This window comes from Paucidesulfovibrio gracilis DSM 16080, from assembly GCF_900167125.1.
GTDB lineage: Bacteria > Desulfobacterota > Desulfovibrionia > Desulfovibrionales > Desulfovibrionaceae > Paucidesulfovibrio > Paucidesulfovibrio gracilis.
Map to the genome: position 1 here is coordinate 25,534 of NZ_FUYC01000021.1, position 11,515 is coordinate 37,048.

Consider the following 11,515-nt stretch of genomic DNA (forward strand, 5'->3'; position numbering starts at 1 on the left):
ATGCAATGCCAAAGGGTGGCAAACCGTAAAAAACAAGAACCGAAGCGCATGCTTCCAGGCGATGCAGCCGGACCCTCTTGAACCGTGCCGAAGGAGCAGGGGATGCAAGCCGCATGGCCAGAACAAGAAATGCTTTTTGCACGGTCATACCCCGCAGGGGCAACCACGTTGCATACCGGGCAAAACAAGAATCCAAGCGGGGGCGGAGTGAATGGAAGATCGTCACATCCCGTGCAAGGATAAGCGACTCGCACCGAGGATATCCATCTGATACAATTGAGAAGGTCCGATGGGCGCGATTTCCGAGAGGGGCACGAGGGAATATCAAAAACCGGCACCCATCGGGACCAAACCCAAGATATAGGCTGAAGGGGAAATCTTCAAGAGAAAGTGAAAGAGATTTTCCGTTTTTTCAACGGATACCGAACAGTGTTAACAAAAAGTATGATAAATATGCACTTGAAAACATAATTAAAAATTGGAAAGAAATGCACGAAACGGAAACGAAAAATGCGTGAGGGTACTCACATGCGGCGCTGGGCGGAACTGATATGTTTGTTCATTTTGCTGCCAACCGCCATGGCTCTGGAATGGTTGCCCGGGGCCAAACTGTTCTGGCTGCTGGGGGCGGCTCTGGGGTGCGGCATTTGGTTGGCCGTTTCCGCTCCCGGCGGAAAAAAATGGCGAATAACGCGTCCCGGCCCGCTTCCTGCCGGAATGCTCTGGCGCATTGGGGTTGCCGCAGTGGTTGTGACGGCATTGACCCTGGTTCTGCATCCAGAGCGGTTTTTGGAGTTGCCTCGCCGCCGGACAGGGCTGTGGCTGTTGATCATGGCGCTTTACCCCATGCTTTCGGCCTGGCCCCAGGAGATCATCTACCGGGGATTTTTCTTTCAACGATATGCCGCATTGTTTCACCGTCCATGGGCCATGATTCTGGCCAGCGGCGCTGTGTTCGCCTATGTGCATGTGATCTATGCCAACACCTTGGCCCTGAGTCTCTCCCTGGTTGGCGGCGTGCTTTTGTCGCAGGCGTATGCACGGGATCAGTCGCTGTTTTGGGTTACCGTGGAACATGCGGCTTACGGACTGTTGGTCTTTACGCTGGGACTTGGCCGGTATTTTTACCAGGGGGGGTAACACCCGGCACAAGCCATACGGGGATGATCCGTGGCATCCCCTGGAATGCAAAATATCGATGATCGACCACCCGTCCGGCAAGGGCCGAATCCAGGTCAGGAAGGCAGGATTTCTTCGTGGATTCCGTTGCGGAAGTGTGCTTCATTGCCAAAGGGAATGCACCTGGTCGCCGCACAAAAGTATTGCAAGCAATATTTCAAAAATACAAATCCTAACTAATTGAAATAGTATGGTTATTATGCAAAAAATACTATTTTTTGCAAGTGCTTTCCCGGCGGGAAATACTCAGGGCAAGGCAAAGAAAAGCAATACCGTGTGTTGAGGTGGATTTGCATAATGATATTCTATAGTAGAAAAAGTCTATAAAAAATATAGAGAGTGTTCGCAAACAAGAGCGAGGAAAGAGTATGTACAAAAACATCGTGTTGGCGATTTGCTGCTGCGTGGCCATGTTGTCCGGAGGGCAGGCGGCGCCGGCGGCCCAGAGCGGGGACGTGGAGTCCACGTCCGTGACGGTCTACCCCACGGGACAGGCCTTGGTCACGGAGGTGCGGCATATGGATCTGCCGGAGTCCGGCGGGGTGGCCTATCCCGGTGCTGCTGCAACATTGGATCCCACTTCCGTGGGCCTGCGTTCCCTGGATGAACCGGATCGGGTTCTGGTGCGGTCCCTGCGTGTGCTGCCGTCGGCGGCCGATGCCGGAGGGGTGCTGCGCAGCTATGTAGGGCGCAAGGTCCGGGCGGTATTGCCGGATACGGAGCGGGCCGATCGCCGTCAGGCCCGGGACGCGGTGCTGCTTTCGGTCTCATCGGGTCGCGCGGTATTGGACCTGGGCGACCAGCTGTATGTTGGCCCGCTGGACGCGGTGTTGCTGCCCGTGGACGAAGCGCGGCCGCGATCCGAATCCGCGTTGCTGCTGGACGTTCGCAATGAGGGGGAACGCAACCAACGGGTGGAGGTGTCGTATCTTGCCGGGGGGCTGGACTGGAGCGGGGATTGCGCTTTGAGTCTGGATGCCGCCGGGGAGCAGGGGAGTCTTTCCTGCTGGGCCACGTTGAAGAACCACACAGGCAAGCATTTTCAGGATGCTGATCTGCGTCTTGTGGCCGGTGAGGTTCACCGCGCTCCGCAGCCCATGCCCATGCGTATGAAAATGCAGGCCGCCGTCGCCTTGGAGGAATCCATGGGCAATGGAGCTGCTCTCCGGCAGGCCGGTGACTATCATGTCTTTGAGGTGCCGTTCCAGGCGGATTTGGCAGAGGGCCAGACCACACGGTTGCTGCTCGGGTCCGCAGGGAGCGTGCAGGTAGGCCGGGAGCTGGTGGTCCGGGGCCATGCCCGGCACCGCATCGGCGAAGGCGGTCCGCAGACCCGGCCCGTGGAAAATGTGCTCGTGCTGCGCAATACCCCGGAAAATGGCCTCGGCTCGCCGTTGCCTGCGTCACTGGTGCGGGTTTATCGCGCCATGCAGGGAGGCGGGCGCATCCTGGAGGGGGAAACCCATATGGACGACCTGCCCGTTGGGGAAACGGTCCGGCTGGCGCTCGGCAATGCATTTGACCTGCGGGCCGAGCGCACCATGTTGGCCTACGAGCGGACGAGCAAGCACAGCGTGCGCGTGCAGTGGCGCATTGAGCTGCGCAATTCCGGAGCTAAAAAGCGAAGCGTAATGATACTTGAAAAACTTCAGGATGATTGGAAAATAAGAGATACAAACTTTGATTATGTAAAAGAAAATGCTAACACGGTACGCTGGAATTTGACCGTGCCTCCGGGGTCCGAGCCGGTGAAGCTGCACTACACGGCGGACATCTCCTGGCCGTCCTGAGTGGTGGGGACGCCGGCCAAATAGAACTGTTCGCGCTGCATAGCAAACGCGCGCCGCTCTGAAACAGGAGATGTTTTGGAGCGGCGTTTATTTTGGGAGGCAGGATGCGTTGTGTGGGCTATGGACGGGCCTTGTCCAACGCATGGGGTTGGGGCGCTTAGGGCGTTTGGGGCGGTGCCGGGTGCGCAGGGGTGAAGGCGGCTCCCAAAAACGCGGCATACCCTTGCTCCAACGCCACTCCCGCGTGGGTGATGTCCTCGGCAAGCAGGTTTACGCGGTGTTCCCGGGAGTCAAGCCAGCCTTGGACCACGGCTCGGGCCGTGGGATAGTTGCGGGCGACGTTTTCCACCAGATGCGCGGCATTGCTGAGTCGAAAGCGTTCCTGGAATCCGTCGTGGCTGAGATGCCCCTGCCGAAGCATGAACGCGGCATGACGTTGGGCGAGGATGTCCAGGGCGTTGTGCCGCTGAAGCGGGGACAGATCCCGGCGAACGCGGGCCAGGTTGATTTCCTGCAAGAGTTGCTTTGCCGTGGGAACCGCAGCATCGCCGCCGTGCGGAAAATCACGCTTGGAGACATACGGAGCCGGGTTCAACCCGGTGTCCATGGCGCATCCCGTACACGTCGCAAGGCAGAGCAGAATGAGGAGAAACATCCGGATGCGCTGCATGCCGAGCAGACAAACAACGCATCCGGGTTTGAAAAAAAGCATCATGCAAGCTCCGCCCAGGCCGCGTAGAGCGGATCCGCATTTTGCAGCACGGGATAGTAACGGTCCCGTTCGTCAAAGGGCCGGGACCAGCCGCGTTCCGAGAGGGTTTGCAGGTTGCGGAATGCCTCAGTACCGAGAATCAACTCGGACAAAAAGCCCAGCCGTTCAAATTCATGAAGCTGTATCCAAAGATTCGTGACCTTGGGCGCGTGCCAGCGATTGGATACGCTGAGGCAGAGCACGCCGCCGGGCCGAAGCACCCGGGCCGCCTCGCGCATGACTTCCGCCGGACGGACAAGGTATTCCACGGACAGGCAGCAGAGCACCGCGTCAAAGGAACCGTCCGCAAAGGGCAGGGTGGACTGCTCGTTCAAATCCTGCACAATGCCGGAGGTGATGTCCGGGTTGGCGTCCATCTCCTCCTGGTTCATGCCCAGGCCGGTGCAGCTGTTGAGTTTCAGGTTTTCCGGCAAATGGGACTGCCACCCGGCCATGAGGTCGAGCACGTCCATGCCCGGCCGCAAGAGTTGACCATGCAGCGTCTGCAGGCGTTGCCGGGCCATGGAATCAATGTGCGGGACGAGCCGGGCCATGCGATGAAATGCTTCGTCGGGATCCTCGTTCGGACGGGTCAGGGGTGTGCCGTCCCAAAAGTCCGTGGCAGCTCCTCCGGCACGGCGCGCTTGAAGCCCGGGACCGTCCAGTACCTGGTCCATCCATTCCTGGCAGGAACCGCCCATTTCCGCCACTTTATCCCGCACCTCGAGCACTTCGAGCCGCAGGGCGAAATCCCGGCAGGTCATGGGGTGGTTGCGGTCGGCCACAAAGGAATCATCTTTTGTTTCAAGGACACGGAAGGGGCGCAGATTGGAGGGGTGAACCCCGAGGACGTTGTCCAGCAGGCCTTGCGGATAAAAGCGACCTTCCCGAGGGCGCAGTCCCGGGAGTTGCTGCCGTTCGGGATGAAAATCACGAAGCCGGTGCTCTCGGATCAAGGACGGCTTGGGCGGCAGGACCGAGATCCGGCAACAAAACTCCTCGCCCGGGTGCAGGCCGTCGATTCCAGAATGCACTTCCCCGGGGAGCAGATCACGCCAGAGGTTGATTTTCTGGGCCACAAACCGATCTGTGTGCCGGGCCGCGTCGCTCTCCCAGGTCAACTCGAAGAGAACGCTGCCGAGCGTATCATTGGTGAGCTGTGTCATACAGTTGAGAATAGTTCTTCTCTCATAGAAAGCAAGAACGGAATCGAATTGGGCTGAATCAGGGAAAAGGCGGAAGATTCCAAGGAATGGATCAGCTCCTGGATGCGGCGTCCGGTACGGGAGGCGTCGGCGTGAGGTCCAGCACCAGTTCAATGTGGTTTTGCCCGTTGCGGCGGCAGTAACGAAAATCCCTGGCCACGCTGCGGACCATGCTCAGGCCCAAACCGCCCACAGGTGCGTCGCAAAGGGAGCAGTCCAGGCAGGACGCTGGTGCGGTGCGCGGGTCAAAGGGATTGCCGTCATCCGCGATGATCAGTCGCAGGGCGGCCGGTTCCACCTGAAGGGAAAGTCGGATCAGATGTTCCTCACCTTGGGGAAACGAATACTTAATGCAGTTGGTCACCAGTTCCTCGATGACCATATGGGCGGTGAAACGGGTTCGTTCCGGCAGGCCGCAGGACGCCATAAAGCCTTCGGCTTCGCGGGAAAGCGAAGCCAACTCATCCATGCGGTTGGGTACCGTGGTGTTCCAGGCCTGATGTTTCACAACGTCTGCTCCCAAGCGTGCCCGCTGGTCCAAAGAAGCATACCAGTGCCGCGCCGTGATTGCCAGCGTCATTCCGGAAGCGGTAAAGCGGTCATGCCGCTGACACCCTCAAGCAGGGAGCCGCCCTGGGAATCAAAGGCCGGATGTTCGAGGCCCGGTGTCAATGTGGTCACCACGGTCCGTCCCACCACGATGCGGCCCGGTGTGGGACCGTGTTCGTGTGTGCCGCGAATTCCCCACATGTTGTGAAAAATAACGGGTCGTCCGGAATGGACCCCGGCAAACAGCATGATGTGACCGGGCTTGTAGATCATGGTGAGCAGAGGGCGGCCTTGACGCAGCAACGCGGATTCCTTGGCCCCGGGCGAAAGAGAAGAAAGGTCCGTGAAGGAACCGGATCCGGCCTGGGCCTTGGAGTTGCGCGGCAGGTAGATGCCAAAGGGGGCAAAGAGATCCAGCAGCGTGGAGGAGCAGTCCCGATTTTCAAATAATCCGCCCCATCCGTAGGCTTGGCCCATGAACTGGTTGCCCAGGGCAGCCACGTTCCAAGGGGTGAGCACGAGCGGGAATGGCGTGGCGTCGTCCTTGGAAAGCGTTGCCGGAAGCAGAACAGCCCGGCCGCTGGCTTGTTGGACCGGCAGTAAGAGGCGCCATGCGGAATCCGGATCAGATGCATGGTCCGGATCGCGCAGCAGAACCATGCCCACGCGGGCGCGGGCAAGATACGGAACCGAAGCGGTAGCCGATTCCTTGGCCGGGGAAGCGGTACGGAAGATGGGCGCGTGGTCGCGGACCACGGCAAGAAGGTCGCCGCCTGCGTAGCGGTGAATCAAGTCGGCGTCCACAGGGGCCAGGTCCGAAGTGGGCATCCAGCCCTTTACTCTTCCGGTCTCGACCAGCGCCCAGCTGCGATCGGCGCTGAGGTGGGCCACAAATAACGGGGTGCCGCACCAGACCGCACTGTTCTGGGCCATATCAAAGGGATACCCCTCGCCAGGGAGCGAAAAATCGCGAAACATGGGCTTGTGGGTCGGGAGGAGTCGCAGGGACGAGCTTGCAACGGTGATGGCGGGGAAGGAAGCGTTGGGAAAATGGGCGAGGTCGGCATTGTGTTGCAGAGCTTCGCCCCAGGAACGGGGTCGAGGCAGGGTATTTTCGCCAAAAACCCGGGATTCCAGAGCGCGGCGCAGGTACGGCGCAAACAGGGATGCCTTGAAGCTGGGAGCGGTTCGCCGCCATGGGGAAAAAAAGGCCGTGCGGAAGGAACTGGCCAGGGCGTTGCGCTGTTGGCTGGAGAGCACGGGGGAATGCGCGGTTTGGGGGTCAAGATACGCCGTGAGATCCTGCGGGAGTTGCGCGAGGTCGCGAATCGGCTGCTGCCGGGGATGCAGGGCGCAGCCTGCAAGCAGACCTGCAACAAGCAGAACAAGTGTACAAAGGCAAAGCCGCGTACAAGGGAGACGAGTATCTTTCATTGTTGAATGGTACTGTTGCAAGGGGAAAATAGCCAGTGGAATTCTGAAACACCTGGGAGAAATAGAGCGCTTTAAACACGTTGGCGGGTTGATGCCAGCCCGAGACCGTGCGTGGGGGGGTGAGAAAACAAAGGGTTGGTACATCGTGCCGATATGAACCGAAACCGGAGGAAATCAAAACGATATCTTTCGCTTGTCATTCACAAGACCTGAAAAATGCAGTACAAGGAAACCAGTAATCCGGTTCGGACAACTGTAACCAGGGGTAGGAGTATGAGTTACAAGGAAAGTGATCTCCCGTTGACGTTAAAGCACGGGGAAATGCTGACCCTGGACGATGGGACCACCATCCGTTTTGAGAGTAACGGCGAAGCCAAGGATGTGATGATCAACGAGTCCTTTGCTCCGGCGGTGACGTTGTTCCCTTCCAATGATTTCTTCCATGATTATGCGGGAGGAACCATCAAGATGACTGCGGCCTTTGAAGACGCCTTGGAAATCAGCAAGGCGTGACCCGCGCATCTGCCCACCTGGATCGCCATACAGGGGGCAGACGCTGTGTTGTGTCTTTCAGGCGGTATAAAAATAAAGCCGCCCAGCCTGCCGGAAGCGGAAGCCTCCGGCTGGAGATGCTTCCGCCGTGGACCGGTGTCGGGCTTTTCGAACCGGATATTGAGGCAACGCCCGGACCACGGCGGTTTTTGCTGGATAAATATCGTCACCAATCATCCGTCAGATATCTGAATAATGTCAGAGTATGAATAGAATCGTCAGTTATCGACATTGCAAAGATGCAATGGCAAAAACGACGATTGCCCTGTGGGGATGCTTCTCCCCCCTTGTCCCCGGAACAACGAAACGCTACACCTGAAAGGACGAAAGAGTAACCGCTAAAAACGTGACCGCAGGTTGTTCGAAAAAATCAGGAACGCAGGGCGTGAACAATTGCAACGCCGAATGCGTCTGCTCTGCGGGAAAAGCGGTCCACTGCAAGTTGCCACCGGGCGGCCCGTTTTGCAAAACAGCTGTTTCGTCGCAATACACACCAACGCCGTCCGCGGCAGAGAGGGGGACCATGTACGCCTATCCACAACATGCCGAGACCACGCGAACCCGGTTTCCTCTCCTTGCAAGGCGTTGCGGCTGGCTGGCACTTTTGCTTGTGGTGCTTGCTGTTCCGGCCCGGGCCGAACCCCTCACGTTTCTGGCCAGAGCCGGCTATGCTCCGTACTCGTTCGACAACAACGGTCAGCCCCGCGGGATCGACTGCGAGGTGTTTTTGGAGCTGGCGCGGCGCATGGGTATGGACGTGAATATCCGGTTTTTGCCGCAGGCCAAGATTCCCGAAGTGCTGCAAAGGGGGGACGCGCATGGCGTTGTGGCGTTGCACAAACTGCCGGAAATGACGTCCACGCTCGTCTATGCCCTGCGTCAGCCTTTGCGGGTGAGCGAGTACGATATTTTCTACCATGGCGGAGCACCGCTCAAGTATATGGGCGTGGCATCCCTGAATGGAAAGCGGCTGGCCTTGCCGCAAGGTGTGCCGCTACCTGAGAGCCTGGAGCAAACAGCACCAGGGGCCGAGATCCTGCCCGTGACAGCGGAACCCGACGGCGTGCGGCTGCTGCTGCAACGCAAGGTGGACGCCTTTGTGGGCCAGACCCGGGCCACGTTCGACTTGCTTGGAGAAATGGGCATGACCAGCACGGTGCGGGCCGTGGGGACCACGTTTTCCACGGCTCCTGTCTATATGGCCGTGGCCTCGAACAGCGGTGTGGAGCGTCCGGAAGACCTGGCGCGCCTGTTGGAACTGATGCTCGGGGATATGCTCGTGGACGGAACCTACCGAAAGATTCAGTCCCGCTACATCGTCAACTAGCACAAAATATGTTCACACCGTTGTAAATCGGTGCACCTGTGGCGGCGTTGCATGCAAAGCGCGATGCCGGGCTTTGGCCTGCGCGAGTGGCATCGAACCTGCCGCCAAGGCATTGACCGCGTGGTAAAATGCCCATAGAAGGTTGCAGTACATGTACGGAGTGAGAGCTGTATATGTATTGTGTTGAAAATGGTGAACAGTGCTGTTGCTTGACGGTGGGTCGCTCCATGCACCCCCGGGCGCTGCGTCGGGCTGGTTTGCCTATGCCCGGAACCTCACCATGTTCAATAGCCTGTACTTCATTGTGTGGGAATTACTCAGTAGCGCGTGCAAGGGAATGCTTGAGGAGGCGGTATGAACGCGATTTGTAGGATGCTCTGTGTTGTGTGGATGGTATGCGGGGTACTGACGCCGGTTTGCGCGTTGGCTGGCGGGGAGACCTCGATATCGTATCAAGTTACCTACGCCAATGGCGATTATGCGATTCATGACGTGCAGTTGCACGTCCGCACCCCGAACGGGCATCGTGTGGGTACGCTGTATAACGACGATCGTCTGGAATCCTGGCAGGAGAACAACTCTTCCTGGACCAACCGTTCCGGCAGCTTTTCCGTGGACTTCACTGAAAAAGGACCGCATGTCATCGAACTGGCCGTGGAAGCCTGCGATGCCGGGTACGATATTCGCGAACCCGCTGATTATACGGTCATGGTCATTCCGTCCGACGGCGAGGTGCAGTCCTTCAGCGGCAAGATTCCCACGCAGTGCAAGAGTGTGCGCGGCAACGGACAATTCTCCCGGTACAGCCACCCGGTGGGCGGCTTTGCCATCAAGTAGACAGGATCATCTGTCAGATCGGTTCGATCCCTGGGGATCGCAATCAAATGGATCGCAGCCGACATTCTGTTGACATACCCCCTGGAAGCTCGTCTTCCGGGGGTTTTTTGTCAGGACAGCCACGTCCCGGCATCTTGGCATGCTGGAGCAAGGAAACATTTTTACGCATGAAATAAAGAACTATCCTGTGACATGGACGACATCGACAGGCTGCTCCAGAACGCCCACCGTGTAGCCCGGAACGACTGTAGGATCACAACCCATGATCGAGGCTCCGCGCAGCAGGGAGATCAAAGCCTGGTTTGCCCAATGCGCATAAGAAGCCGGGTCGCCAAATTCATCCGGTCAATGGCAACTGGATTGACATCTTTAAATATAAATAAATATAGAGCTACCAAAAGAAGTTCTTGCGGCTGTTTTACCACCTTGTGTCAATGCTCCAAAATGTTTCATTGTAACTAAAAAAGGGAATTCCTATGGCTCATGAAGTATACTTGAAAGTGCCTAAGTTGGATGTGCAGCGTGCAGATGTTGAATTTGAAGTTAGCGACGATGAAGGGAAGATTGGCACTTTGAGGGTGTCAAAGGGTAGCGTTGTTTGGGTTCCCAAAGGCAAACATTCAGGTGGTAGAATTCGTTGGCGAAATTTTGATGTACTTATGCAGAATAATTATGATGAGTTGGAATAAGAATCCTTTTTACGACACTGTTAGGCCTACTTTGATAGGGCTATTTTTTTATAGTTTCGTTTTGCGCGAAGCAATGGGATCATCGAAGGATTTCATAGGAAAAGAAACTGATCCAGCGACGCGCTTAGGGCTTCAGGAATTTTTAAAACTACCGCCTACCTGTCAAAGTGCTGTGCGGGTAAGTGGACATGCACGGAACAGTTCGCTTTCGTGACTGCCACCGCTTTTGGTGTAGCCTCCTATTTTAGTTGAAATATTGAATGAAATGGAAAAATGAAGGCACCGGAACCACTGAATTCCGGAGCCTTTCCGCGTCTATCGACATGTAAACCGCCACGTAAAATCAACGGGCTACAGATTTTACTGTAACCCGTTGATTTTACGTGGCGTCCAGGTGTCAATTGATGCTGAGAAGCCCAGGAGATAGTAATCTCCTGGGCTTTTGGGTCTTACTGTGAATGAGGCAACACACGCTCGGCGTGGATTATCTTGTTATCGGTGATCTCAATTACGTCGAAAAAATCGTTGCCATTAGTCACATATCCAATTTCACCTTCCACGGTGCGTCCTGACAGGAAACGGGCCTTGATCTCATAGTGAGAATCAGAAGTGACACCATAACGGGCAAGGACATATTTTTGTTCGGAGACGTCAGGAAAATTGAACAGTTGCCCGCATACGGAGACTTGAATAGAGGCTATCGTCTCGGAGCTTTCGTTACTCAAAAGGACGACGCCGACGTCCGGTGTAAATAACCACGCATGAAGCATTCCGCCAAACCATAGGGCAACAAAAAAAGAGGCTGCCAGTACAATCTTTTTTTTCATTTTTGAAACCAGTATTTGTCAGTATTATAAGGGTTAGCCTGAAATCCGCCTTTGGGCTGTTTTTGAAGTTTACTCCGATCGACAGGCCTTCTTTCACTGGCAGCGGATCGGCCTTCAGCATTATTGTGAATATCCATCATCGCCTCGCCCCATGGGTGGCCTTTCCAATGTTTGCAGGGACATCCCACCAATCTCCAGCCGCCAACCCCAGCGGGTCCACCCCGTTGACCGGATCATCAAGGCAGTACCCATACCAATCCGGATCGCCGCCCTTGTCCCCGATGGGGTCGGGCGCGGTCCAGCGGCCGGTGAAGGTGTCGTAATCACGCCAGCCGAAGCGGACAAAGCCCAGATCCCGGTCGTGCAGGCCGCCCG

Annotated in this window: 12 protein-coding genes; 6 read left to right on the top strand and 6 right to left on the bottom strand. The window is 56.8% G+C overall.

Annotated features, from left to right (window positions below; genetic code table 11):
* The first annotated feature begins 510 nt into the window (after window positions 1–510).
* The gene (locus B5D49_RS13030; protein WP_078718152.1) at window positions 511–1,140 is read left to right on the top strand and encodes a CPBP family intramembrane glutamic endopeptidase; all 630 of its coding nucleotides are present in this window, start codon (window positions 511–513) and stop codon (window positions 1,138–1,140) included.
* A 407-nt stretch (window positions 1,141–1,547) separates the two neighbouring features.
* Window positions 1,548–2,969: a DUF4139 domain-containing protein gene (locus B5D49_RS13035; RefSeq protein WP_078718153.1), complete on the top strand. Its 1,422-nt coding sequence runs from the start codon at window positions 1,548–1,550 to the stop codon at window positions 2,967–2,969.
* Between the two features lie 157 nt (window positions 2,970–3,126).
* Here the strand turns inward: B5D49_RS13035 and B5D49_RS13040 are convergent, their stop codons facing one another.
* The 4 genes from B5D49_RS13040 to B5D49_RS13055 form a co-directional block, all read right to left on the bottom strand.
* Window positions 3,127–3,684, bottom strand: coding sequence for a CAP domain-containing protein (locus B5D49_RS13040; protein WP_078718154.1), 558 nt, complete (start codon window positions 3,682–3,684; stop codon window positions 3,127–3,129).
* Window positions 3,681–4,886 (bottom strand): class I SAM-dependent methyltransferase, encoded by a 1,206-nt coding sequence (locus B5D49_RS13045; protein ID WP_078718155.1) that lies wholly within the window; start codon window positions 4,884–4,886, stop codon window positions 3,681–3,683. The genes B5D49_RS13040 and B5D49_RS13045 overlap by 4 nt, the downstream gene beginning before the upstream one ends.
* 91 nt (window positions 4,887–4,977) lie before the next feature.
* Entirely contained in the window at window positions 4,978–5,433 is a 456-nt protein-coding gene (locus B5D49_RS13050) for an ATP-binding protein (RefSeq protein WP_159447239.1), read from the bottom strand.
* Between the two features lie 68 nt (window positions 5,434–5,501).
* Window positions 5,502–6,908, bottom strand: a complete 1,407-nt coding sequence (locus B5D49_RS13055; RefSeq protein WP_159447240.1) for a C40 family peptidase — start codon at window positions 6,906–6,908, stop codon at window positions 5,502–5,504.
* A 273-nt stretch (window positions 6,909–7,181) separates the two neighbouring features.
* Between B5D49_RS13055 and B5D49_RS13060 the strand changes: the two genes are divergently transcribed.
* The 4 genes from B5D49_RS13060 to B5D49_RS13080 all read left to right on the top strand — a co-directional run bounded on the left by B5D49_RS13060 (window position 7,182) and on the right by B5D49_RS13080 (window position 10,313).
* Window positions 7,182–7,421: a hypothetical protein gene (locus tag B5D49_RS13060; protein ID WP_078718158.1), complete on the top strand. Its 240-nt coding sequence runs from the start codon at window positions 7,182–7,184 to the stop codon at window positions 7,419–7,421.
* A 562-nt stretch (window positions 7,422–7,983) separates the two neighbouring features.
* Complete coding sequence (locus B5D49_RS13070) at window positions 7,984–8,787, top strand: substrate-binding periplasmic protein (protein ID WP_078718160.1); 804 nt, start codon at window positions 7,984–7,986, stop codon at window positions 8,785–8,787.
* A 354-nt stretch (window positions 8,788–9,141) separates the two neighbouring features.
* Window positions 9,142–9,624, top strand: a complete 483-nt coding sequence (locus tag B5D49_RS13075; RefSeq protein WP_144019491.1) for a hypothetical protein — start codon at window positions 9,142–9,144, stop codon at window positions 9,622–9,624.
* A 476-nt stretch (window positions 9,625–10,100) separates the two neighbouring features.
* Window positions 10,101–10,313: a hypothetical protein gene (locus B5D49_RS13080; RefSeq protein ID WP_078718162.1), complete on the top strand. Its 213-nt coding sequence runs from the start codon at window positions 10,101–10,103 to the stop codon at window positions 10,311–10,313.
* Between the two features lie 449 nt (window positions 10,314–10,762).
* Here the strand turns inward: B5D49_RS13080 and B5D49_RS13085 are convergent, their stop codons facing one another.
* Window positions 10,763–11,140 carry a hypothetical protein gene (locus B5D49_RS13085; protein ID WP_078718163.1) on the bottom strand — a complete coding sequence of 126 codons (378 nt, stop codon included), beginning with the start codon at window positions 11,138–11,140 and terminating at the stop codon, window positions 10,763–10,765.
* Window positions 11,141–11,276: 136 nt separating this feature from the next.
* Window positions 11,277–11,515: RHS repeat-associated core domain-containing protein (locus B5D49_RS13090; RefSeq protein WP_327083023.1), on the bottom strand; the 239-nt coding region annotated here is incomplete at its 5' end.

Coding starts and splice junctions, on each gene's coding strand:
- B5D49_RS13035 (WP_078718153.1), top strand. CDS start 1,548: ATGTACAAAAACATCGTGTTGGCGATTTGCTGCTGCGTGGCCATGTTG.
- B5D49_RS13070 (WP_078718160.1), top strand. CDS start 7,984: ATGTACGCCTATCCACAACATGCCGAGACCACGCGAACCCGGTTTCCT.
- B5D49_RS13080 (WP_078718162.1), top strand. CDS start 10,101: ATGGCTCATGAAGTATACTTGAAAGTGCCTAAGTTGGATGTGCAGCGT.
- B5D49_RS13040 (WP_078718154.1), bottom strand. CDS start 3,684: ATGATGCTTTTTTTCAAACCCGGATGCGTTGTTTGTCTGCTCGGCATG.
- B5D49_RS13075 (WP_144019491.1), top strand. CDS start 9,142: ATGAACGCGATTTGTAGGATGCTCTGTGTTGTGTGGATGGTATGCGGG.
- B5D49_RS13060 (WP_078718158.1), top strand. CDS start 7,182: ATGAGTTACAAGGAAAGTGATCTCCCGTTGACGTTAAAGCACGGGGAA.
- B5D49_RS13045 (WP_078718155.1), bottom strand. CDS start 4,886: ATGACACAGCTCACCAATGATACGCTCGGCAGCGTTCTCTTCGAGTTG.
- B5D49_RS13055 (WP_159447240.1), bottom strand. CDS start 6,908: ATGAAAGATACTCGTCTCCCTTGTACGCGGCTTTGCCTTTGTACACTT.
- B5D49_RS13085 (WP_078718163.1), bottom strand. CDS start 11,140: ATGAAAAAAAAGATTGTACTGGCAGCCTCTTTTTTTGTTGCCCTATGG.
- B5D49_RS13030 (WP_078718152.1), top strand. CDS start 511: ATGCGTGAGGGTACTCACATGCGGCGCTGGGCGGAACTGATATGTTTG.